Below are 21,714 nucleotides of genomic sequence, written 5' to 3' on the forward strand. Positions count from 1 at the left end.
TTATGAATAAATATATAATTACATTGTTGTTTGCTTTAATTTGTTCAACTCTAAATGCACAACAACAATTAGACACTATTTATGCCAATGAGCATAAAAATGTAGCACTGTTTTTTCCTAAACCTATCAGACAGGGCATTACTGGAGCTTCACATTTTGTGTTTACATACAATCGTGAAAAAGAGCAATACTTTGGGTTACTACAGGCGCAACCAGGAACTGATAGTAATTTATTAACTGTTACCAATGATGGTCGTATTTATTCCTACATACTTAGGTATAGAAGAAATCTTCCAAAGTTGAATTATTTTGTTGGTGATATGGAAAGTATTGGTAATGAAATGAGAAAGACTATAAAAGAAAAGCCAGGTATACTGCCAATTTCTGAAGAAAGGAAAAGAGTTTCGTTTTTTGAGAAGTTTAGTAAATATCTCTTGAAATTAAAGTCGGAAAATCTAAAAACTAAACGAAAGAAAGGACTAAAATTACGTCTACAAAAGATGGTATATCAAGGTGATGAAGTCTATTTGGTTTTAGAGTTTTCCAACAACTCTGGAATCGATTTCGAGATTGATTACTTGAATATTTATCGCGTTAATGGTAATAAAAGAAGGAAATCTTCATATCAAAAACTACTACAGAAAGTTGTTTATGAACACGAACTTTTAGGTATGATTAAAAACAAGGATTCGAACCGATTTGTTTTTGTATTACCAAAGTTCGTTCTTGGAGATAATGAGAGACTAGAAATAGAACTTCAAGAACTAAAGGGTAATAGAAAAGTGGTTCTAAAATTTAATTGATGGTCTATTTTATTATATGCGTAGTTTGAAGTGTGATAACTGTATATTTTTATAGATTTGACAAACTTTATTTAAAAAGGAAATATTATGTCAGGAAATTTAGTTAAGCGTCAACACTTTGTTCCTAGAACTTATCTAAAGCACTTTAGTATTCAAGATGGACAAGAATATCTTATTCATGCTCTTCCTGAAAAAGCAATAAAAAAAGAAGCTATTTTTCAATCGAATATCAAGAATGTTGCTTTAGAAAAACATCTTTATACACTCCCAGGAGAAACGGTTGAACAAAAAATGGCAGTTGAGAGATTCTACTCTGATGAACTTGAGCAACATTATGATGCAATTTATCAAATTTTAACAGATCCAGATAAAACAGAGCTAACAAACGAAGAAAGAGAATTAATCATTTCTACAGTGGTTACAATGTATTATAGAACAACTAAATGGGTAAATGCCAGTAGAGATCTAATGAGGAGGGCTTTTAAACAAGCTTTCGCGCTCTGTAAACAAACGGGGAAAGATTATTTCACTTTTGGGGATGAAAAAGTGTCTATAGCTGGAAAAAATCTTGAAGAGTTTACAAGAGATTATAATAAAGAAAGACAACCAGGAATGATTATAACGCAATTAGAAGTTGCTATCGAGCTGATTAAAGTAAGACTTAAAAATGATTCAATCTGTGTTATAAAAATTGATGATGAAAATTTAGAATTAGTAACTAGTGATAATCCTGTAATTGCGTCAAATAATAAACCTGAAAGATTTGCTCCATTTGACCCATCGAACATATTAAAGCTTCCGTTAGATTCTCAGCATATTTTAATGTTGATGCCTGAATGCCCAGAAGGGCTTCTAAATAGAATATGGAGAAGAATAAGCAAAAGGCCTTTTTCAGAAATAGAAAAATTAACAGCCAACTATTCACAAATGCAGAATTCAGAAAAATTTATGTTTGGTTCAAAAAGTGCTCTTGAATCATATTTGACAACTAAACAGGAATCTGAACGACCTCTTGAAGAAGGTGAATCAATGGCAGAGGTTTTTGCAAGATTAAAAGAACTAGGACTGTAACAAAAAGAATATTCTAGCTGACGATCATTTTATTAGCTTCATCTAAAACGTCGTTATGAAAACTTTTAAGATATATTTCAGTAGTTTTTAATGAATTATGCCCTAAGCTTTCACTAATTACTTCAGTAGAAATCCCCATGTATTTTGCTATTGTTGCCCAGGAATGTCTTATAGTGTATGTAGTTAGGTTTTCTTCGATTCCTGCATCTTTTGCAATTATTTTTAATAGTTTATTGACGCGTCTCCTATGTGAAAGATAATGTTTATAGGTTTCGGGACTTCCATCATATCCAACAGGGAAAATGAAATCATCTTCATCTTTTTCTCTTGTGAGGTAATAGTTTAAAATTTGAGCAAGCTCATCAGTAATTTTTACAGACAGAGGCTCTCCAGTTTTACTTCGTCCATATTGCAATCGCTCATTATTAATTGCATTTACCTTTAATTTAGCTAAGTCTATAAAGTTCATTCCTCGACAGTTGAACATAGTTAACGCATAATTTTTTGTATGCCATAGTTCCGAGTCTATTTCATAATGAAGTTTTCGTATGGATAGAATCTTCTCTTTTGAAATTCCACGTTTTTTAGTTCTTCCTGACTTTGGAATTTTGTAATGGATAAATGAGTTTTTAATAGGTTCAAACTCATCTTCCTTAATGGCACTATTATATATGGCTCTGACTGCTCTTAGGTAAGAGCTAATACAGTTATTAGAATTTCCAATATGCTCATGATGAGCTTGAAAGTCCGTTAAAAATGTAACAGTAATATCATAGAGCTTGATATCGTTATCTGCATTAAATTTTTTAATCGCATCAATTCCTCCTCTATACCATTTTGCGGTTCCTGGTTTCTTAGCTTTTAGTTTTCGTGCGATTAATGTTTTTCCCCATTCCTCTAAAGAAATATTGTTGATTATTTTCTTTTTTATAGTCGATTGTTCACCTTCTTCCCAGATTAACTTTATATGTTCTACAAGACTATCAACATGAATTGATTTAAGTGATTCTCCAAGTTCATCAAGTAGTTTTTTGGCTTTGTGGAGTAGTGTATATAGCTCTTTATTTATGTAATCACAATTTTGGTTTTTATTTGCTAAGGCAGATTTTTTGAATTTGGTTAATGTAGAATCCCAACCGACATTAGAAGTATAAAATGAAAGGCGTATAAGTCTGGCTTTACGATGGAAGACACGTAGCGCAATTGGATACAATCCAGTTGTACTACTTTTTGATGATTCTCTGGTATCTAAAACGAGTCTTACACGTGCCATTTTTAGCCCTAATTTTCTATTAAAGTTAGGAAAAAAAATGCACACTTTGTGCACACTTTTTTTTGAATCGTTTTGACTTTAATTAAAATTAAATCGAAATAAAATTTATTAAAATACTGATTATCAATAAAGTATAATTTTTGAAATTTTCAAGTGCTTAAATTTTTTCAGCCTTCTAAGCAGACGGTCACAGGTTCGAATCCTGTCGCGATCACATAAAGCCTTACTAAAACTAGTAAGGCTTTTTTGTTTTTAAATCTACTTAAAAAAAGCTGCATGAGTTTTCATACAGCCTTTTGAATAAATTGTAAAATAAGTTTATAGTTTCTGTTTTATTGCATTAATCGTTGTTCTTACCACAAACCAGCAGAAACATACAATACCTAAAGAGAATACAATATCTCCTATCATTCGCATCCATTTTAAGGTTTGTACTGTTGGATTGTATAGTAATTCAGGGTCTCTAGCAAAAGAGTATCCTTTGGTAATAGAAGTGTAAACTTGAATGATACCAACTGGTAGTAAGCTTAATACGACCATTAAAACTAACCCGCCATTTAAAAACCAAAAGGCGTTTTTTATTAGTTTTTCGTTCCAAAAAATATTTGAATATAGACGTAAACAAATTAAAATAAAGCCCATCCCTAACATTCCGTATACTCCAAATAATGCAGTATGTGCGTGTACCGCAGTAGTATTTAACCCTTGGATGTAGTACAATGCAATAGGAGGGTTGATTAAGAACCCGAAAACACCAGCACCGACCATGTTCCAAAAGGCAACAGCAATAAAGAAAAAGATAGGCCATTTGTAACGTTGAATCCAAGCATTTTTTTTCAATAAATTCCAGTTTTCTCTAATTTCAAATCCCATTAAGGTAAGCGGTACTACTTCTAAAGCACTAAATGTAGCTCCTAAAGCAATGGCTTGCACCGGTGTTCCTGAATAATATAAGTGGTGTAAGGTACCAATGATACCACCAGCTAAGAAAATAGTTGCTGAGGCTATCGCTGTTTTTCCTGCTGTTTTGGTTGAAATAATTTTCATTCGAGAGAAAATATAGGCAATAATCACCGTCGCAAACACCTCAAAGAATCCTTCTACCCATAGGTGCACTAGCCACCATCTCCAATAATTAATTACAGGTAGTGAGCTGTTTTCTCCATACATCAATCCTGAGAAAAAGAACATACCAATAGCAACTACTGCTATTAATAGGATAGTAAGCAAATGTTTAGAGTCGTCTTTCTTACGGATACCATACAATACGTGTCTACCAACCATAACTACCCATAAAATTAAACCTATACCTAAGAATATTTGCCAGAATCTACCTAAATCCATGTATTCGTATCCTTGGTGACCAAAGAAAAAGTTAGTGGTTAAGTCTAAAAATTGATGTACACCTAACCATTCTCCTAGCATAGAACCTAAAACAATAATTAACAAGGCGATAAACAAGAAATTGATTCCGAAAACTTGATACTTCATTTCTTTACCACTAATAATTGGAGCTAAGAATAATCCTGTAGCTAACCATGTAGCAGCAATCCAAAATACAGCAAGTTGTGTATGCCAGGTTCTTGAGATTGAATACGGAAGATATTCCGATAAATTAAAGCCAAAGAAAGCTTGACCTTCTACCGTATAATGTACAGTAACAATACCCAAAACAACTTGTAATACAATAAGAAGTGAGATGACTAAAAAGTACTTTAATACTGCTTTTTGAGATCTAACTAATTTTAAGTCTAATAAGGGGTCATTGTTTGGGTTTGTTACCGCTTCTCCTTTTTCATGATTTCGAATGTAGTAATAGGTTAATACTCCAATAAATAGTAGTAATAAAATTATTGAGAACCCTGACCATAGTTGTGAATCGGGAGTAATTGTATTGTTAATTAACGGTTCGTGAGGCCAGTTAGAAGTATAGGTATAGTCTTGATTAGGTCTTTCTGTACTGGCAGCCCAAGAAGTCCAGAATAAAAAGGCATTAAGTTTAGCTAGTTTTTCAGTATCGGTTAATGCACCTTTTGGGATGGCATATTTTTCATGACCTTTTGAAAAAATGTTTGCATAATACGCTGAGTTTGCTTCAATGGCTTCTTTTCGCTCTTTAGAAACTGTTATTGATTGGTCTTTTTCATTAAAAGTGTTGGTTCTAATATCTTTTACCAAACGAGCTTTTAAAGCAGCTTTGTTTTCTTCATCTAAAGCATCATAGTTGGTGTTAAAGTCTTTTTTAGCCCAGTAATTTAATAGATAAACCGCTTCTTTGTGAATCCAATCAGCTGTCCAGTCTGGAGCTACATAACTTCCGTGTCCCCAAATGGACCCTACTTCCATTCCTCCGATTGATTCCCATACATTTTGTCCGTCTTGTATGTCTTTTTTTGTATAAATAGTTTCGTTACTTCCTTTAACCTTTACTGTTTCAGGTATAGGGGGTTGGGTTTGATAAATTTCTGTACCTACCCATATTAATGCAATAAATGATAATACCACTACTGCAATAAATCCAGTCCAAATTTTTCTCATTATTAATTGTTTAATTGATTTTCTAATTTGATTGCTTTTTTAAATAGAATGTTATTTTCTAAATGAATGTGTTTGTGTAAGTCTTCTTCAAACTCCTGTAGCATGGCTAAAGCAACTTTATAAGTGTTACAAGCGTCTTCAGGCGGAGTGTAATTATTGGTAAGTTTTGCAATTGTTCTAAATCTACTACCTTCATTATCATGTTCAGTATGCATCATGTTTATAGGGTTTTCTACCGTACCAAAGGGAGGAGGAGTAAGGGGCGTATTTGAATTACTCGCCTCAACTAACTTTTTTATAAAAGGAAATAAAATAAGTTCCTCTTTTTTCATATGGGTGGTAAGTTCTCCGGCACTTTCTTTAAAGAGTTGCAAAACCTCGTGTAGCTCAGGATGGTTGTTACCATGTACCTTAGCTATTTTAGTTAAGTACTCTAAAATTTCAGGAATTTGTTTTTCTACATAGGTATGATGATTTTGATAGATGTAATCACACAAAAAATCTAAGGACCAGTTTTGATAGTCGTTAGTAGATTTTAAACCTCTATCAATTCGGATGAGTTTATTGATCAATGTATCTGGAACAATGTTTTTCTTTGTTGAAACTTCTTGAATAGTTCTGTTACCATTGCAACAAAAATCAATTCCGTATAGTTTAAAAATTGTAGCTGTTTTATAGTTTTTTGCAACTATATCTGCTACTATTGAGTTGTTATTTATCTCCATTTTTTATAAATTATAAAAAGACCTTTTTGTCTTTTATTGTTGTAAATTTTTTTATTCTCGTTTTAGCCAAAAAGTATTTTTCTTGTCGTTTGTGTATAATACATCATGAAGGGTGTTTCCTTCTAACATTTTTCTTAAGTTATCTCTAATTTCTACAAATTTAAAGTGAAGAGGGCACGGAGAGCTATCATCACATTGTTTTAAACCTAATCCGCAACCTGTGTAAATACTATCACCATCTAAAACACGAACCACATCGCTTAAGCGAATTTTTTTAAGGTCAGCTTTATTAATTACAAATCCACCATAAGGACCTTTAATAGAATCAATAATGTTATTTTTTGTTAAAATTTGTAATATTTTCCCTGTAAAAGCTTCAGGAGAATCAATAGCGGCAGCAATAGCTTTTACACCAACTTTATTATCTAAGCTAGATTGTTCTGCAACAAAAATAGTTGCTCTTAAACCGTATTCACAAGATTTTGAAAACATATAAAATAATATGCTACAAAGATATTAGTTTTATTTATAAAAGACACTAAAGTCTTTTATTTTTTTGTAAAAAAAGCACCATTAAAAAATAGTGCTTTACATATGAATTTTGAAGTTTAGCTTTTACGATACCAATAAGCAGTTCTCCCAAAAGCAGAAAACCCAATATAGCCCCTTATTTTAAGTTTGTTTTTACCGTCTAGTTTTATATAACATTTGTATTCTTTACCGTTTTTAGGATCAAGAATTTTACCGCCACTCCATTCATCACCATCTTTTTCTAATCCAGTTAAAATATTCATTCCTAAAATAGGATTGTTTTTACGTTTTCCGCTGCATTTATCACATACAGCTTTTTGACGGCTTTGATCTGTAATTTCTATGATTTTAGCATAGGCTTTTCCGTCTTTTTCGTAGACTTCAATAACCGAGTCAACTTTATTCGTTTCTTCGTCACGGTTTTCCCATTTACCGAAAATTGTTTGAGCGTTTATTGAAAGGCTAAAAGCTGTAAATAATAAGATTAAAAGTGTTTTTTTCATTATAATTATGTTTAATAAATAACTGTTTTCAAAAAGTATTCCAATTAGTGATATTGAGCGTCAAAGTTACTTTCCCATTTTCCTTGAACGCGTAAAATTTGTTCAATAATATCTCGAGCGCAACCGTTACCACCAGTTTTATCAGAAATATATTTTGAAATTTGTTGTATTTCACGAATCGCATCGTTAGGGCAAGCAGGCATTCCAACTAGTTTCATAACTGGGTAATCAGGAATATCATCACCCATATACATTATGTTTTCAGGTTTTAAATTATACTTTTCTACAAGTTCATTAAACTGATCAGTTTTGTTTTGAGCTCCTAAATAGATATCGGTAATTCCTAAGTTTTCTAAGCGGGTACGAACCCCTTCGTTTTTACCTCCAGAGATGATACATACTTTTAAACCGGCTTTTACAGCAGCTCGTAAAGCATATCCATCTTTTGTGTTCATTTGTCTAATTAATTGCCCATCAGGAAAAATAGTAACAATTCCATTAGTCAATACTCCATCTACATCAAAAATTAACGTGTCTATTTGAGGTAAATATTCTTTATAACTTTTCTCCATTTTGTTGGATTGATTTTGTAATAAGTTTATAAATTTTTTGTTGCTCTGTATTCAATAAAGCTAAATGATTTTGAATAGTTTTTTGATCGTTTCTCTTAGCAGGACCTGTTTGAGCATCTTCAGGGTTGAGTTTCGTGATTTTTTCAGCAGTTTCTTTAATCAAAGGTTGTAGAACTTCAAAAGGGACTTGGTGTTCGTTACAAATATCTGCACCAATTTTGTACATATGATTCGTAAAATTGTTTACAAAAACAGCTGCAACGTGTAATCTTTTTCTTTGTTCAGAATTGATATGATACACATTCTTTCCAATAGTTTTTGCTAACGTTTCTAACAGTTGTAAATCCTTTTCATTTTCTGCTTCAAGACAAAAGGGAATAGTATCAAAATTAACTTCTTTGCTTTTAGAAAAACTTTGCAGAAGATAAAAAACACCCTTACTGCCATTTGTTTTAATAGCGTTCATTTCTACACTCCCAGATGTATGAGCAATTATGCTGTCAGGGAGATTAATCTTACGTGAAACTTCGGTGATTGCATCATCAGAAACAGCTATAATATAAACATCAGCTTTTTTTAATTGCTCTATATTATTAGTTATTGAAGTAAATTTTTTAAAATGCTGTATTTGTTCAATGTTTCTAGCATAAACCTGAGTCAATGATACATTGTTGGTTTTGCTAAAAGCATCGGCTAAATGGGTAGCTACATTACCGCCTCCTATGATAACAACTTTAATCATAGCACGAAGATATTGAATTTAATTAAAATTATTTTTGCATATTTGTATCATTATGATTGTATAAGTCGCATCCATAGTACGGTTGCTTGAGCAACAAATAGTTATGCCTTAAGTTTTCTTGAGGTTATTTATGTATTTAATTAAACTTATAATGACTGATAACAATCAAACTTCAAAACAAAATATAATTTCACTTTTTAAAGACGCTGTTTTAGGAAAGCAGCAAGATTTTACCACAGGAAGTATTAAAAAGGCGATTTTTATGCTTTCAATTCCGATGATTTTAGAGATGTTAATGGAATCTATCTTTGCACTGGTAGATATTATCTATGTTTCTAGAGTAAGTGTAAATGCTGTTGCTACTGTCGGATTAACAGAGTCGGTGCTAACTTTGGTGTATGCTGTAGCTATCGGATTAAGTATGGCGGCTACTGCATTAGTTGCTCGTAGAACTGGTGAAAAAGACTCAGAAGGAGCAAATCAAACAGCGGTTCAAGTTATTTTTTTAGGAATTTTTGTTTCCATTCTAATTAGCATTGTTGGAATCGTATATCCGAAGGAGATTTTACAATTAATGGGCGGAGAACCTGATTTAATTGCGGAAGGCTATGGCTATACTCGTGTGTTGTTAGGAGGAAACATTACTGTAATGTTACTCTTTTTAATCAATGCAATTTTTAGAGGTGCCGGAAATGCTTCAATTGCTATGTGGACGCTGATTTTATCCAACGGATTAAATATCATTTTAGATCCAATTTTTATCTTCGGATTAGGACCAATTCCTGCATATGGAGTAGAGGGAGCAGCAATTGCAACTACGATTGGTAGAGGAACTGCTGTGGTTTCACAATTGCTAGTGTTGTTTTTTGGAGCCGGTAAAATAAAACTCGCTGTTAAAGACTTAGTAGTTAGAGTTTCGGTAATGATAAACTTAATAAAAGTATCACTAGGAGGTATCGGGCAATTTATAATAGGAACGTCAAGTTGGGTGTTTTTGATGCGTATTATGTCTGAATTTGGTAGCGAAGTTTTAGCAGGATATACAATTGCAATTCGTATAATGATGTTTACACTTATGCCTGCTTGGGGAATGAGTAACGCAGCAGCTACTTTAGTTGGACAAAATCTTGGGGCCAATCAACCTGAAAGAGCAGAAAAATCAGTTTGGATAACGAGTAAGTATTGCGCAATTTTTATGGGAGTTGTTTCGATAGTTTATCTTCTTTTTGCATCCACTTTTCTAAGTTGGTTTTCAAATAATACTGAGGTTGTAGAAAACGGAGCTTTATGTTTGCAAATCATGGCTGCTGGTTATGTTGCGTATGCTTATGGTATGGTAGTTATTCAATCATTTAATGGTTCTGGAGATACAAAAACTCCAACTTATATAAACCTTGTGTGTTTTTGGTTGTTTCAGTTGCCATTTGCTTATTTGATGGCGATAACGTTAAATTTCGGACCTATAGGAGTGTTTTTGGCAATAACTTTAGCGGAAGTTTTAATAGCAGTTATTAGTATTTGGTTGTTTAGAAAAGGAAGCTGGAAAACAGTACAAGTCTAAAATTCATTTAGTAAATTAGCTTTTCTTATATAAGATTATGAAACTAGATATATTAGCTTTTGGTGCACATCCTGATGATGTTGAATTAGGATGTGCTGCTACCATAGCAAAAGAAATTTCGTTAGGAAAAAAAGTAGGAATTATCGATTTAACTCGTGGTGAATTAGGAACAAGAGGTTCTGCTGAATTAAGAGATATAGAAGCTACTAAAGCTGCGGAAATATTAGGAATTTCGGTACGTGAAAACTTGGGTTTTGCTGATGGTTTTTTCACGAATGATAAAAAGCATCAGTTAGAAATCATTAAAATGATACGAAAGTATCAACCTGAAATCGTGTTGTGTAATGCTATTGATGATCGTCATATAGATCATCCCAAAGGAAGTAAATTAGTGTCTGATGCTTGTTTTTTAAGTGGTTTGCTAAAGATTGAGACTGAATTAAACGGAGTTAAACAAGGAAAATGGCGACCAAAACAAGTATACCATTATATTCAGTGGAAAAATATTGAACCAGATTTTGTGGTAGATGTTACAGGTTTTATAAATAAGAAGATTGATGCTGTTATGGCGTATTCATCGCAGTTTTATGACCCAAAAAGTGAAGAGCCAGAAACACCAATAACAAGTAAAAACTTTACTGATAGTATTGAATATAGAGCGCGTGATTTAGGAAGGCTTATAGGTGTTGATTATGCAGAAGGCTTTACCTCAGAACGTTATGTTGCGGTTGAAGATTTTAGCAAATTAATTTAAAAAAAAGTTTTGTCACAATGTGAAAAGCTTGTATATTTGCACCCGCAAGTTACATGGTGATTGTAGCTCAGTTGGTTAGAGCGCCGGATTGTGGTTCCGGAGGTCGCCGGTTCGAACCCGGTCTTTCACCCAAAAACCTTCTTATTTAAGAAGGTTTTTTTATTTTAAAAAAATAAAAGACTATAAAAAAAGCTTCTCAATTATTTTTGAGAAGCTTTTCTAATTTCTAACCATTGGTCGTATTTATTTCTGTGCTTAAATCGGTTATGCGTCCATAAATAACACTCGGGTTGTTCTTTAATATTTTTCTCAGTTATTTCAAGGTATTTATCTGTAATTTCAAAATCATTAAAGTTATTAGGAGAGTCGGTTATTAATTCAAATTCTACTTCAAAATAACCTCTTTTAACTTTGGTAGTTTTCATGTTCATAACAACAGAATTGTATTTCTTTGCAAGAACTTCTGCGCCAGTATGTACAGGTACTTTTACATTCAAAAATTCAGCCCAATATCTTGTCTTTTTTATTTGAGGAGATTGGTCGCTTAATAAAATGTATAAGCTGGTTATTCCTTTTGAATAACGATCATAAATACTTCTGTTGAATAAAGTTGTAGGAACTCCGTCAAAACCAAACTTTGTTCTAGATTCCTTAACAACTTTTTCGAAATACGGATTCTTAATTTTTTTGTAAGCACCAAAACAGTCTATGTTAAGTGAAAAAGTCATGCCAAAAGCCCACTCCCAATTAGCTTGATGTGCACCTGTCAATGCAATACTTCTGCCTTGTTCAGCGTATTTGTTAACAAGTTCAGGATTTTTGTATTTATAGCGTTTTTGCAATTCTTTTTTACTGATAGAAAAAGACTTGACACTTTCAAAAAGTAAATCAACAAAATGTTTGAAGAACTGTTTAGATATTTTATTGATTTCGGTTTTGCTTTTGTTAGGAAAAGCAATATTTAGATTCTTTTTCACTACTTTTTTTCTGTAACCAACAATATAATATAGAATTAAAAAGAAAAAATCAGAAAAAACATATAAAACCCTCATAGGTAATCTTGATATTAACCAGATGAAAGGGTAAACAATTGCAAAAGTTAAAAATGCCATTTATAAAAATTAAAATGCAAATATCGTATTAAATTATCAATCATTCATTTTATTAACTTTTGTTTATGTTTGTAGATATATGTTTAAACTATGAGTCAAATTATTATTGGATTAATTTTAGTAAATGTGTTGATGTCGATTAAAGGGTTTGGAGATGCAGCCTTTTTTGATCGCTATAAATTTCAAGTTCAAAGAATTTTAGGAGGAGAAAAACTACGAATGATATCTTCAGGTTTTTTGCATGTTGATTGGATGCATTTAGGATTTAACATGTATGCCTTGTATTTATTTGGAAAAGTAGTAGATGCTAGTTTCGGAACTGTTAATTTTTTACTGATTTATTTTGCGAGCTTGCTTGCAGGAAGTATGTACTCGTTATATCAACATAAAAGTGAACCGTATTATAGTGCAGTTGGTGCATCAGGAGCAGTTTCAGGAATTATTTTTTCATCAATAATGTTGTATCCTGACATGGAATTGATAATGCTACCAATTCCTATTCCGCTTCCAGGGTATGTTTTTGGTATTGGATATTTAGTGTATTCAATATACGGAATGAAAAATCAAATTGGAAATATTGGTCATTCAGCTCATTTAGGAGGAGCGATAGGAGGATATGCAATCACGTTACTGTTAAGACCAAGTGTAATTTCAAATAATACGTTAATGATAGGAGTGATGGGGTTAATTATCCTAGGTTTGTTTTTCTTTGGCGATAAATTAAGATTGAATAGATAAAATAAAGCAATAAAAAAAACCGAAACTAATGTTTCGGTTTTTTGAGCGGGAGACCGGGTTCGAACCGGCGACATTCAGCTTGGAAGGCTGACGCTCTACCAACTGAGCTACTCCCGCGGTAAAGCTTTTTGTAATTGCTTACAATATGTAAAAATTTGAGCGGGAGACCGGGTTCGAACCGGCGACATTCAGCTTGGAAGGCTGACGCTCTACCAACTGAGCTACTCCCGCAGTAAAGCGGTTGCAAATATAAGACTGTTTCTAATATCTGCAAAAGTTTTTTTTGAAAAAATTAATAAAATTTTTGGTCTTCACGCATAACTTTCACAAAATGAAATCCATAGATTTCAAAACCTTCATTGTAATAAAATTTATGTGATTTTCTATTTCCTGTATATGTGTTTAACTCGATAGCTTCACAACCTTTTTCTTTAGTGTACTCGTAAATCCAGTTAAAAAACTGTTTACCAATATTATTACCTCTGTATTCTTCATCTATTACAACATGATCAGGTTCCACACTTTTACCAACATAATGTCTAACACTATACCAAAGACCAGAAATACCAATTAGCTTTTGATTGTCGAAAACTCCTACACATTCGTAGTTTGGGTATTCAAACATTTCTAAAACTCGTTTTTTTAAAATATCGAAAGGAGTGGTTGTATTAACTTTTTGCACAAGAGGGAGAATACTTAACAGGTCTTTTTTATCAATAGGTTGAAAATGTATATTCATTATGTATTTTTGAGTTAAAGTAATTAAGATGATAAAAATAAAAAATATATCAACTCAAGATACTTACGAAATACGTTTAACTGTTTTGCGTAAGAATATTGATTTACCTTATAAGTTTAAAGGAGACAATGACAAAGGTACTTTTCATTTAGGTGCTTTTTATAAAAATGAATTGGTTGGAATTGCAACATTTATGAAAAATACTATTGATAATGAAGTAGAAGAACAATATCAATTAAGAGGAATGGCTACTTTACCAAAAGTAAGAGGTAAAGGTACTGGGAAATTATTGATTGAAGAGGCAAAAAGAATTATTAAAGAAAAGGGAATTTCTTTTTTATGGTGCAATGCAAGAAAAGAAGCTGTTGGCTTTTATGAAAGTCTTAATTTTAAGATAATAGGTGAGGAGTTTGATGTGCAAAAAGTTGGACTACATTGTAAAATGATGACCGAATTATAAGAAATAAAAAAACCCAAATCTAATGATTTGGGTTTTGTAGCGAAGACGGGATTTGAACCCGTGACCTCAGGGTTATGAATCCTGCGCTCTAACCAACTGAGCTACCTCGCCTGATTGCGGGTGCAAATATAATTACTTTTTGGTTTTAGGCAACAAAACATTAAAATTTTTTTTTAAAAAATAATTATATATATTGGCGCTCAAACAAAAAATAAATGAGTAAAGTTAAATTTGAGCTAGAGTTTCCTATCCATGCATCACCAAGCATGTTGTATCAGTATTTTGCAACCCCAGCAGGTTTAGAAGAGTGGTTTGCAGATAAAGTAAATTCAAGAGGTAAGTTAATTACTTTTTTTTGGGATGATTCTGAAGAAGAAGCAAAAATTATTACCAAAAAAAGTGATGAACGAATTAAGTTTAAATGGACAGAGAGTGAGGATGATGACAGTTATTTTGAGTTTAAAATTCAAGTAGATCCATTAACAAAAGATGTAGCAGTAATTGTTACCGATTTTGCTGATGATGAAGACGATGTTGAAGAGGCAAAAATGCTATGGGAAAATCAGATTGAAGAATTAAAACATACTATTGGAGCTTAAAAATTACAGTAACTATATTTTAAATATAAACTCGGCAATTTGTCGAGTTTTTTTGTGGCTAATATTTCTCTAAATTGTAAGTTTGCATTTGAAAATTTTTAGAAAATGGTAAATTTTAACGGAGCCTTAATTGCTGATAACGAAGTGCAACTTTCAATAAAAAACCGAGCTTTTAAATATGGTGACGCTATTTTTGAAACAATAAAAGTTGTTAACGGTAAAGTTGTTTTTTTAGAAGATCATTATTTTAGGTTAATGGCTTCTATGCGTATGCTTCGTATGAAAATTCCGATGGAATTTACTCTTGAGTTTTTACAAGAAGAAATCAATAAAGTAGTAAAAGAGTCATTAGAAGTTTCTACTCATAGAATTCGATTAACAGTTTATAGAAAAGATGGAGGTTTGTATAAACCAGTTTCTAATGAAATAGATTATATTATTGAGGGTAGTCCGTTAGAAACACAAGAGAAAGAAGTTTATAAAATTGATGTTTTTAAAGATTTTTATAACTATTCAGGGTTGCTATCTACAGTAAAAACTACCAACAGAATGTTAAATACTTTGGCGGCTATTTTTGCTGAAGAAAACGATTTAGATAACTGTATTTTATTGAATGAACGTAAAGGGGTAGTAGAAGCAATTAATGGAAACCTTTTTATCATAAAAGGGAATGTAATTAAAACTCCAGCATTAGAAGAAGGTTGTATCAAAGGGGTTATTAGAAAAAAGGTGATTGAAATAGTAGACAAACACCTAGATTACACAATTGAAGAAACAGCAATTTCTCCTTTTGAAATTCAAAAAGCTGATGAAGTTTTTATAACGAATGCTATTGTTGGAATTCAATCAGTTACTAATTATCGTAAGAAAGAATTTACTACGGATATTACCAATAAAATTAAGAGTAGTTTACAATTAGCAATGGTAACTAGTTAGTTCATTTGAATATCGCTAGGTGCATTTGCCCATATTTTATATTTACCACCACGTTGTAGTAGTTTGTCTTTCCAAAAACTTTGATCGTTAGTGGTTAAAATATTGTCGTAATCATTTTCAGATACAAACCAAGAATCCATTAAAAGTTCTTCTTCAAGTTGATTGCTGCTCCAACCAGAGTATCCTAAAAAGAAGCGAATATCAGAAGCTTCTAATTGTTTTTTATTCAATAAATCTTTTAAAAGTTCAAAGTTACCACCCCAATACATCCCATTGGCTACTTCTACACTATTAGGAAGTAAATGTGGAACTTTATGTATAAAGTACAAGTTGTCTTGTTCAACAGGTCCGCCTTCATAAATCTTAAAATCACAATCAATTTCTGGGATTAGATCACTTAAAACGTGATTCATAGGTCGGTTCAATATAAATCCTACTGAACTTTTTTCAGAGTGTTCAGTAAGCAAAATAATGGTCCTTTTAAAGGAGCTGTCGTTTAAAATTGCTGGATCTGCAATTAGCAACCTACCTTTTTGTGGTTTAAGTGCAACCATATTTTTTTAGTTTATAAACACTAATTTAAATAAAAAATTAGTAAAAATTTAACATTAGCGCTAAATTTTATAGGAAAAACAGGAAAAAAACGGTGATTACATTTTTTCTAAAGCTGCGATAACATCGTTCTTTTTTCTTACTGAAACAGGAATGGTCGTTTTATTTTTTAAAACCAAATAACCTCCGTCTGATTTTATAAATTCTTTAACAAACTGAATGTTAATTAAATGGCTTTGATGAACTCTTAAAAAATCAAACTCTTTTAACATGTCGGTAAAATGTTTTAAAGTTTTGCCTACCAAAATTTTTTGTCCGTCATTCATAAAAAACTCAGTATAATTATTATCGGACTGACAACGAACAATATCATCTAAATTAACCACCATAATCTTATCTGAAGTGTTTAAAGATATTTTTTTAGGTCGTTGGTTAGGTTTTGAAATAGATTGTTGAAGAACATTTAATTGTTCTTTATGAGGTTTAATTTGATTTTTAGCTTTGTTAATTGCGTTTGTTAAATCTTCATTTGAGTACGGTTTAAGAACATAATCGATAGCTGCAAACTTAAAAGCTTTAATAGCATACTCATCACTCGCAGTTACAAAAATAATTTTTGAAGATAGATTTGGGTGAATTTCTAAAACGTCAAATCCTGTACCGTCACCTAACATGATATCTAAAAACAAAATATCAGGTTGTTGTTTTCGTAGTAATTTTGAAGCCTCAACAACACTTTTAGCAGTACCAATAATTTCAATTTCAGGATGAAATTGGGTTAAATCGTTTTGTAGCATTTCTAATGCTATTGGCATGTCGTCTACTAAAATTGCGGTAAGTTTTGTCATTTTTAAAAATCGGTTTTTAATGGAATCGTAAACAGCACTTTTGTTCCATAGGCTTTTCCTTCTTTTTTAATTTCAGTCATAGAGAAAGTACTCTTGTTCGATAAACTTTCAATTCTATCTTTAGTAACCTGCATAGCAACAGATCGATGAGAACTAGGTTGTTTATTTTTTTGAGATTGATGGAATCCAATTCCGTTATCGAGGATTTCGCATTGTAACAGATTGTGTTTTGTTGAAAAAGAGATATCAATCCTTCCTTTTTCAATTGTCGAAACACCGTGTTTAATACTGTTTTCAACAAAAGGTTGAATAAGCATTGGAGGAATTAAAATTTCTTCTGAATCAATCGATAAATTAGTTGTGACTTGATATTCAAAAGAATTAGTACTCATTTGTTGCTCTAGTTCAATATAATTTTTTAGAGTTGTTATTTCTTCAGTTAAACTTATTTCTTCTTGTCTAGAATTGTGTAAAACTCCTCGTAAAAGTGTAGCAAATTTGCTAATGGTTTCGTTTAATTCAGCAGATTTACCAGAGTTACCTAAGGCTTTAATTCCGTTTAAAACATTGAAAATAAAATGCGGATTCATTTGTAATTGCAATGCTTTTTGTTCTAAGGATAACAAATGGTTTTGTAATTCTAGTTTTTCAATTTTCGTTTTGTTTTTAACTTGAATTCTTCGAATGTATGACCAAATTATCAAACCTAATAACAGACAAGCTAACCCTATGCTAGAAAAAATGAACCATTCTTTTTGATGCAAAGGAGTATCAATATAAAAGTTAAATTGAATAGGTTCGCTTTCAAGGTTACCAATTCTTGATTGTGAACTAAACGTATAATTACCCGGTGATAAATAAGCTAGATCTACGTTGTTTTTACTACTCCAAGGGCTAGTTTTGTTATTTAATGTATAACGATATTCAATGTTTTTTGAGTTGCTAATATCTACCGTTTTGTAATAAAAAGAAATATGATTTTTATTTGATGGTAACTGTAATATTTCATTGTAATTATTAATGTTAATGCTATCAAGAGTTTTAAAAACTACTTCGATGTTTTCAAAAGAAATTTGTGGTTTTTTAGGTGAAGGATTGTCATTTTTAATAGTATATAAGCCTGCATTTTGAGTGCCAATCCATTTGTTTTGATCTGAGTCTTCAAAAATAGTAGTTATATTGTTTGAACTTAGCGAGTTGTATTTGTTAATAGTTCTTTCAAAACTAAAGTCATTATCAAACACCTGAATTCCTTCATCTTCAGAAATAATCCAAAATTGATTGTCAATCTTTTTAACCTTTATAATATTTTGGAGTGTTACAGGTTGATTTTTTACTTCACCATTAATAATAATTTTAATTCCGTTATTATAAGTGGCAACAATAATTTTCTTGTTATCAACAAGAATAGAAGTGTAGTTGTCAACATCAATACGTTCTAAAATTGTAGGATTGGTAAGCTTATCAACTTTCCATAAAGATTTATTGGTAGCCACCCAGTAAAATTTTCCATCGAATTTTAGGTCGTTTATTTCGTTTAAATCAATTTGAAAATTGGTACGAAGCGGAGATAAATACTCTTCACGCAAACGGAAAATTCCTTTATCAGTTCCTAGAAAAGTATGATTATTAGCATTTAAAATACAATTGATATTGTTTCCTTCAAAATTTTTAAAGTTGTTACGACTTTTAACACTTAACCCTTTATTTGTTCCAATTAAAATCAAGTTGTTATTTACAAAAACTGTATTGATATTGTTTGATAGTAATCCGTTTTTAGTAGTGTATGTTATGAAAGAATTTCCGTCGAATCTAACCAATCCTTTAGGCGTAGCTAACCATAAATAACCAATACTATCTTGAGCAATATCCTGTATGTGTAAACTAGGTAAACCGTTGTTTTTTGTGTAGGTTTTTATCGATTGATTTTGAGCAGAAATTAGAGAAAATTTCAAAAAAAAGAAGTATGAAAAAACAAACATCAAGAGTTGTTTTCTTCTTGAAATGTAGTGAGTTTTACGAACCAATTTTATTCTTTTTCTGCTTAAAAAAATCATATATAACAAACATACTTAAATTAAACGTCATTACGAAAGGCAGGAGGGTATTTGCTTTATTCGTAATGACGTTTGCGCAACAATTATTAGTTATTTCATAGCGTATAAACGCTTATTGTTGGTGTCTGGTTTTACGTGTTCTAAATCTCCATAAGGTTTAGTTAAAGGTTTTAATACACATAATACAGAGGATCTTCCTTTAATTTTTAGTTTACTGTTTTTTACTACGTATGTCCATCTAAATTTTTCTAACGGAATATTTGTTTTTTGAACTTCTTTAAGTAAATCTTCTTCACTAGCAATGAAATCCATGATTTCTTCTTGCATTTCAAACTGAGGAATTTCGTTATCTGAATTATGATAATCTAATTCTAAGTTTACTGGTACGGTATGCTGAATTGTATATGGTTCACCTATATAACGTTCTCTTTCATTATTTAATGCATCAAACCAAACAATTTCTTTTTCTTCAGGATATTTTTTAGCAATTTCTTTTGATAAATCTACTTTTCCCGGTGAATTTGCTGTTGGATAAAACACATAGTATGGTTTTGCTAAGTAATGATTAGAAAACTCTCCTCCAAAAACATTATAATAAGTTGAAGCTACTATTTGTGGAACTTTATTTTCTGCAATAAAAGCACTTTTTAAAGTGTTTACCAAGTTTGTGTTTGCTGCTAACTGATTTGAATGAAAGATGATTTTTGTATCATCAGTAATCGCTTCAGTTTTTACCAAGGGTAACTTCTTTTCATTAATCGCCTTTTGTAAAGTTTCAGTGGTAACTTTTTCTCCATTTACTACTGTTTCTAACGCCATAGCTTTAAACGGATTGTTATTATTTACAATATGAACTTCACCATAAGGATTTTTAGTCGCGTTTTCGTTCATCCAAGAAATGATTTCTTCTACTGAATATTTACCGTTGATAACTTCGTAGTTTTTCTGCTTAAAGAACACACGAGCACTGTCGTAAAAATGACTGTTTCCTTTGTCGTTTCCTGTAATAAATACAATAGGTTTTCTTAGTTCTACAGCTGGTTTTTCAATAGTTTCTTCAATACTAGCAATGTTTCCCAATTCTTGGTTGTTTTCTTTTTTAGCGTTGTTACAGCTTGTAAATACTCCGATAAGTAGTAGTAATCCCATTACTGAACCTACTTTTAAAATGTTTTGTTTCATAGTTTTTTGTTTTAAGGTTATTGTTATAGTGTTATTGTTGTAAAATGATAGTTACATCTTTACCTAAATTAAAATCGGTTGATAATTTGTTAAGAATATTAGGTAGGTTTCTATCATTTATCCATTGACCGTTTTCTTGTTTTTCAACAGAAGCGATTAATCCGTTAGTGTTTACTTGTAATTTTAAACTTGTGTATTTACTTAAATACATTTTTAATACTGATGAATAATTGTTGTTTGACCACATAAAAATTTAGTTTTGTTTTAGTTTCAAATTACCTCTATGAGGTTTTTTATATGATCAAAATTAGGTGAGGTATGTAGTTAAATTTGAAAGAAATTAGAATTCGTAGGAGATAAATTAGAATTCGTTAAAAAAGAAAACCCTTCACTCTCTTTTTAAGGAAAACAAAGGGTTTGAATAGAAACAAAATCTAACAATTAGGATTTTAAAAATTTAGTAATTACTTCTTCAATTTCTTTCTTTTTGGCATCTTTTCCTAATTTAAAAATGTGCATAAAAAGAGGTTTGTTATCTACTTTTGCTTGTAGAGTTATATCTTTTTTCATTTTGAATTCATTATCCCAGGTGTTTCTTACATTTTTCCAAAAGCGTTTGTTGTCTTTCCAATATGCAATAGCAACTTCACATTTAGAGTTTTCTACCTTTTCATAAGTGTTGTATCCTTTTTCTTGAGCTAATAAAAAGTCTCTTTCATTGTCTTCACGAATAACTTTGTCGTTATCTTGATTATGAATCCAGCCATTGTTAGTAATTTCGTGTCTGTTTCTTCTTACTAAAACATTGTAATCGCTACGTTGTGTGTGTTCTCTACGAGCAAGAGGAGCATCCGTTTTATTTTCCCAGTAGCTTTTACCATCAACGTGTACCCAAGTAGCACTTCCTTCATATCTTGGGCTATCATCAACCTGATATACTTTTTGTGTCCATTGACCTGTTACTTCATTTTTAGGAAGCTCTACATACTTCCAGTTTTTATCTTTATTGAACTGGTGAAAATCTTGGTTTTCATAAATCCAATCTTGTCTCCAGTGCTTAACAATATGCGGGTTTTCTTTCTTGCCAACGATTAATAAATGCTGTAGTTGAATCTTATCCGACTTGTCTGTAACAACTTCAACCCATTCTAAAGCAGTTTCATGTTTAGTTTTTGATGGTGTATAAGCACTGTCTTTAGAATAATTAAATGTTTCAGTAAAATTGAAACCTACTTTAAAACATCCACTCATTGCTTTTATAGCAGCAATATCTTTCTCTTTTTTGGTTTTTTGACTCCAACTGTTTGTTACTAAGGTTAATGCAATAATTGCAAAGGCTATTTTTTTCATTTTATGAATTTGTTTTGATTAAAATTTTCGACAAATATATAAAGTTTATTTAGATTGAATAAAAATAA

Annotated in this window: 23 protein-coding genes and 4 tRNA genes; 9 read left to right on the forward strand and 18 right to left on the reverse strand. The window is 31.3% G+C overall.

Annotated elements, in window-relative coordinates:
- Window positions 1-2 precede the first annotated feature (2 nt).
- Together ACKTST_RS04065 and ACKTST_RS04070 are read left to right on the forward strand one after the other, a co-directional pair.
- The gene (locus ACKTST_RS04065) at window positions 3-803 is read left to right on the forward strand and encodes a DUF4138 domain-containing protein (RefSeq protein WP_348718433.1); all 801 of its coding nucleotides are present in this window, start codon (window positions 3-5) and stop codon (window positions 801-803) included.
- An 87-nt stretch (window positions 804-890) separates the two neighbouring features.
- Window positions 891-1,874, forward strand: coding sequence for a DUF4238 domain-containing protein (locus tag ACKTST_RS04070; protein WP_348718434.1), 984 nt, complete (start codon window positions 891-893; stop codon window positions 1,872-1,874).
- A 13-nt stretch (window positions 1,875-1,887) separates the two neighbouring features.
- Here the strand turns inward: ACKTST_RS04070 and ACKTST_RS04075 are convergent, their stop codons facing one another.
- The 7 genes from ACKTST_RS04075 to ACKTST_RS04105 all read right to left on the reverse strand — a co-directional run bounded on the left by ACKTST_RS04075 (window position 1,888) and on the right by ACKTST_RS04105 (window position 8,758).
- The gene (locus tag ACKTST_RS04075) at window positions 1,888-3,147 is read right to left on the reverse strand and encodes a tyrosine-type recombinase/integrase (protein WP_348718436.1); all 1,260 of its coding nucleotides are present in this window, start codon (window positions 3,145-3,147) and stop codon (window positions 1,888-1,890) included.
- A 318-nt stretch (window positions 3,148-3,465) separates the two neighbouring features.
- Window positions 3,466-5,685, reverse strand: a complete 2,220-nt coding sequence (locus ACKTST_RS04080) for a nitric-oxide reductase large subunit (RefSeq protein WP_408046460.1) — start codon at window positions 5,683-5,685, stop codon at window positions 3,466-3,468.
- Window positions 5,686-5,687: 2 nt separating this feature from the next.
- Window positions 5,688-6,410 carry an iron-sulfur cluster repair di-iron protein gene (ric, locus tag ACKTST_RS04085; protein WP_408046461.1) on the reverse strand — a complete coding sequence of 241 codons (723 nt, stop codon included), beginning with the start codon at window positions 6,408-6,410 and terminating at the stop codon, window positions 5,688-5,690.
- 51 nt (window positions 6,411-6,461) lie between these two features.
- Window positions 6,462-6,902, reverse strand: coding sequence for an RrF2 family transcriptional regulator (locus ACKTST_RS04090; RefSeq protein WP_408027913.1), 441 nt, complete (start codon window positions 6,900-6,902; stop codon window positions 6,462-6,464).
- A 116-nt stretch (window positions 6,903-7,018) separates the two neighbouring features.
- Window positions 7,019-7,444 (reverse strand): DUF2147 domain-containing protein, encoded by a 426-nt coding sequence (locus ACKTST_RS04095; protein WP_408046462.1) that lies wholly within the window; start codon window positions 7,442-7,444, stop codon window positions 7,019-7,021.
- A gap of 44 nt (window positions 7,445-7,488) precedes the next feature.
- On the reverse strand, window positions 7,489-8,016 hold the full coding sequence (locus ACKTST_RS04100; RefSeq protein ID WP_408046463.1) for a KdsC family phosphatase: 528 nt from the start codon (window positions 8,014-8,016) through the stop codon (window positions 7,489-7,491).
- Entirely contained in the window at window positions 8,000-8,758 is a 759-nt protein-coding gene (locus ACKTST_RS04105; protein ID WP_408046464.1) for a Rossmann-like and DUF2520 domain-containing protein, read from the reverse strand. Before ACKTST_RS04105 ends, ACKTST_RS04100 begins: the two co-directional genes overlap by 17 nt.
- A 151-nt stretch (window positions 8,759-8,909) precedes the next feature.
- On the opposite strand from ACKTST_RS04105, the gene ACKTST_RS04110 reads away from it, so the two are divergent.
- The 3 genes from ACKTST_RS04110 (at window position 8,910) to ACKTST_RS04120 (ending at window position 11,204) form a co-directional block, all read left to right on the forward strand.
- Window positions 8,910-10,319 (forward strand): MATE family efflux transporter, encoded by a 1,410-nt coding sequence (locus ACKTST_RS04110; protein ID WP_408046465.1) that lies wholly within the window; start codon window positions 8,910-8,912, stop codon window positions 10,317-10,319.
- 37 nt (window positions 10,320-10,356) lie between these two features.
- The gene (gene bshB1 / locus ACKTST_RS04115; protein WP_408046466.1) at window positions 10,357-11,073 is read left to right on the forward strand and encodes a bacillithiol biosynthesis deacetylase BshB1; all 717 of its coding nucleotides are present in this window, start codon (window positions 10,357-10,359) and stop codon (window positions 11,071-11,073) included.
- 55 nt (window positions 11,074-11,128) lie between these two features.
- A tRNA-His gene (locus tag ACKTST_RS04120) sits at window positions 11,129-11,204 on the forward strand.
- Between the two features lie 69 nt (window positions 11,205-11,273).
- Here the strand turns inward: ACKTST_RS04120 and ACKTST_RS04125 are convergent.
- Entirely contained in the window at window positions 11,274-12,185 is a 912-nt protein-coding gene (locus ACKTST_RS04125; protein ID WP_408046467.1) for a lysophospholipid acyltransferase family protein, read from the reverse strand.
- A gap of 90 nt (window positions 12,186-12,275) precedes the next feature.
- On the opposite strand from ACKTST_RS04125, the gene ACKTST_RS04130 reads away from it, so the two are divergent.
- Window positions 12,276-12,923: a rhomboid family intramembrane serine protease gene (locus ACKTST_RS04130; RefSeq protein ID WP_408046468.1), complete on the forward strand. Its 648-nt coding sequence runs from the start codon at window positions 12,276-12,278 to the stop codon at window positions 12,921-12,923.
- A 44-nt stretch (window positions 12,924-12,967) separates the two neighbouring features.
- On the opposite strand, the gene ACKTST_RS04135 is transcribed toward ACKTST_RS04130, so the two are convergent.
- The 3 genes from ACKTST_RS04135 to ACKTST_RS04145 all read right to left on the reverse strand — a co-directional run bounded on the left by ACKTST_RS04135 (window position 12,968) and on the right by ACKTST_RS04145 (window position 13,662).
- Window positions 12,968-13,040: transfer RNA gene (locus ACKTST_RS04135), tRNA-Gly, on the reverse strand.
- A gap of 41 nt (window positions 13,041-13,081) precedes the next feature.
- Window positions 13,082-13,154 (reverse strand) — tRNA-Gly (locus tag ACKTST_RS04140).
- A gap of 61 nt (window positions 13,155-13,215) precedes the next feature.
- Window positions 13,216-13,662 carry a GNAT family N-acetyltransferase gene (locus tag ACKTST_RS04145; protein ID WP_408046469.1) on the reverse strand — a complete coding sequence of 149 codons (447 nt, stop codon included), beginning with the start codon at window positions 13,660-13,662 and terminating at the stop codon, window positions 13,216-13,218.
- Between the two features lie 28 nt (window positions 13,663-13,690).
- On the opposite strand from ACKTST_RS04145, the gene ACKTST_RS04150 reads away from it, so the two are divergent.
- Window positions 13,691-14,122, forward strand: coding sequence for a GNAT family N-acetyltransferase (locus tag ACKTST_RS04150; RefSeq protein WP_408046470.1), 432 nt, complete (start codon window positions 13,691-13,693; stop codon window positions 14,120-14,122).
- 37 nt (window positions 14,123-14,159) lie between these two features.
- On the opposite strand, the gene ACKTST_RS04155 is transcribed toward ACKTST_RS04150, so the two are convergent.
- Window positions 14,160-14,233, reverse strand: a tRNA-Met gene (locus tag ACKTST_RS04155).
- 104 nt (window positions 14,234-14,337) lie between these two features.
- On the opposite strand from ACKTST_RS04155, the gene ACKTST_RS04160 reads away from it, so the two are divergent.
- On the forward strand, window positions 14,338-14,721 hold the full coding sequence (locus ACKTST_RS04160) for an START-like domain-containing protein (protein ID WP_408046471.1): 384 nt from the start codon (window positions 14,338-14,340) through the stop codon (window positions 14,719-14,721).
- 105 nt (window positions 14,722-14,826) lie between these two features.
- Entirely contained in the window at window positions 14,827-15,657 is an 831-nt protein-coding gene (locus ACKTST_RS04165; protein ID WP_408046472.1) for an aminotransferase class IV, read from the forward strand.
- Here the strand turns inward: ACKTST_RS04165 and ACKTST_RS04170 are convergent.
- From ACKTST_RS04170 to ACKTST_RS04195, 6 genes are all read right to left on the reverse strand, one after another.
- On the reverse strand, window positions 15,654-16,211 hold the full coding sequence (locus tag ACKTST_RS04170) for a YqgE/AlgH family protein (RefSeq protein ID WP_408046473.1): 558 nt from the start codon (window positions 16,209-16,211) through the stop codon (window positions 15,654-15,656). The genes ACKTST_RS04165 and ACKTST_RS04170 overlap by 4 nt on opposite strands.
- A 96-nt stretch (window positions 16,212-16,307) precedes the next feature.
- On the reverse strand, window positions 16,308-17,057 hold the full coding sequence (locus ACKTST_RS04175) for a LytR/AlgR family response regulator transcription factor (RefSeq protein WP_408046474.1): 750 nt from the start codon (window positions 17,055-17,057) through the stop codon (window positions 16,308-16,310).
- Window positions 17,058-17,059: 2 nt separating this feature from the next.
- Entirely contained in the window at window positions 17,060-19,012 is a 1,953-nt protein-coding gene (locus tag ACKTST_RS04180; RefSeq protein ID WP_408046475.1) for a sensor histidine kinase, read from the reverse strand.
- Between the two features lie 192 nt (window positions 19,013-19,204).
- Complete coding sequence (locus ACKTST_RS04185) at window positions 19,205-20,296, reverse strand: hypothetical protein (RefSeq protein WP_408046476.1); 1,092 nt, start codon at window positions 20,294-20,296, stop codon at window positions 19,205-19,207.
- A 31-nt stretch (window positions 20,297-20,327) separates the two neighbouring features.
- The gene (locus tag ACKTST_RS04190; protein WP_408046477.1) at window positions 20,328-20,543 is read right to left on the reverse strand and encodes a hypothetical protein; all 216 of its coding nucleotides are present in this window, start codon (window positions 20,541-20,543) and stop codon (window positions 20,328-20,330) included.
- Between the two features lie 194 nt (window positions 20,544-20,737).
- A complete protein-coding gene (locus ACKTST_RS04195; protein ID WP_408046478.1) occupies window positions 20,738-21,646 on the reverse strand; it encodes a DUF6607 family protein in 909 nt (302 codons plus the stop codon).
- Window positions 21,647-21,714: the final 68 nt, after the last annotated feature.

This window comes from Tenacibaculum crassostreae, assembly GCF_964512405.1.
GTDB classification, from domain to species: domain Bacteria; phylum Bacteroidota; class Bacteroidia; order Flavobacteriales; family Flavobacteriaceae; genus Polaribacter; species Polaribacter crassostreae.

Bases quoted from the DNA above. Each gene is read 5' to 3' on its own strand.
- ACKTST_RS04065 (WP_348718433.1), top strand. From the start codon at position 3: ATGAATAAATATATAATTACATTGTTGTTTGCTTTAATTTGTTCAACT.
- ACKTST_RS04070 (WP_348718434.1), top strand. From the start codon at position 891: ATGTCAGGAAATTTAGTTAAGCGTCAACACTTTGTTCCTAGAACTTAT.
- ACKTST_RS04075 (WP_348718436.1), bottom strand. From the start codon at position 3,147: ATGGCACGTGTAAGACTCGTTTTAGATACCAGAGAATCATCAAAAAGT.
- ACKTST_RS04080 (WP_408046460.1), bottom strand. From the start codon at position 5,685: ATGAGAAAAATTTGGACTGGATTTATTGCAGTAGTGGTATTATCATTT.
- ric (WP_408046461.1), bottom strand. From the start codon at position 6,410: ATGGAGATAAATAACAACTCAATAGTAGCAGATATAGTTGCAAAAAAC.
- ACKTST_RS04090 (WP_408027913.1), bottom strand. From the start codon at position 6,902: ATGTTTTCAAAATCTTGTGAATACGGTTTAAGAGCAACTATTTTTGTT.
- ACKTST_RS04095 (WP_408046462.1), bottom strand. From the start codon at position 7,444: ATGAAAAAAACACTTTTAATCTTATTATTTACAGCTTTTAGCCTTTCA.
- ACKTST_RS04100 (WP_408046463.1), bottom strand. From the start codon at position 8,016: ATGGAGAAAAGTTATAAAGAATATTTACCTCAAATAGACACGTTAATT.
- ACKTST_RS04105 (WP_408046464.1), bottom strand. From the start codon at position 8,758: ATGATTAAAGTTGTTATCATAGGAGGCGGTAATGTAGCTACCCATTTA.
- ACKTST_RS04110 (WP_408046465.1), top strand. From the start codon at position 8,910: ATGACTGATAACAATCAAACTTCAAAACAAAATATAATTTCACTTTTT.
- bshB1 (WP_408046466.1), top strand. From the start codon at position 10,357: ATGAAACTAGATATATTAGCTTTTGGTGCACATCCTGATGATGTTGAA.
- ACKTST_RS04125 (WP_408046467.1), bottom strand. From the start codon at position 12,185: ATGGCATTTTTAACTTTTGCAATTGTTTACCCTTTCATCTGGTTAATA.
- ACKTST_RS04130 (WP_408046468.1), top strand. From the start codon at position 12,276: ATGAGTCAAATTATTATTGGATTAATTTTAGTAAATGTGTTGATGTCG.
- ACKTST_RS04145 (WP_408046469.1), bottom strand. From the start codon at position 13,662: ATGAATATACATTTTCAACCTATTGATAAAAAAGACCTGTTAAGTATT.
- ACKTST_RS04150 (WP_408046470.1), top strand. From the start codon at position 13,691: ATGATAAAAATAAAAAATATATCAACTCAAGATACTTACGAAATACGT.
- ACKTST_RS04160 (WP_408046471.1), top strand. From the start codon at position 14,338: ATGAGTAAAGTTAAATTTGAGCTAGAGTTTCCTATCCATGCATCACCA.
- ACKTST_RS04165 (WP_408046472.1), top strand. From the start codon at position 14,827: ATGGTAAATTTTAACGGAGCCTTAATTGCTGATAACGAAGTGCAACTT.
- ACKTST_RS04170 (WP_408046473.1), bottom strand. From the start codon at position 16,211: ATGGTTGCACTTAAACCACAAAAAGGTAGGTTGCTAATTGCAGATCCA.
- ACKTST_RS04175 (WP_408046474.1), bottom strand. From the start codon at position 17,057: ATGACAAAACTTACCGCAATTTTAGTAGACGACATGCCAATAGCATTA.
- ACKTST_RS04185 (WP_408046476.1), bottom strand. From the start codon at position 20,296: ATGAAACAAAACATTTTAAAAGTAGGTTCAGTAATGGGATTACTACTA.
- ACKTST_RS04190 (WP_408046477.1), bottom strand. From the start codon at position 20,543: ATGTGGTCAAACAACAATTATTCATCAGTATTAAAAATGTATTTAAGT.
- ACKTST_RS04195 (WP_408046478.1), bottom strand. From the start codon at position 21,646: ATGAAAAAAATAGCCTTTGCAATTATTGCATTAACCTTAGTAACAAAC.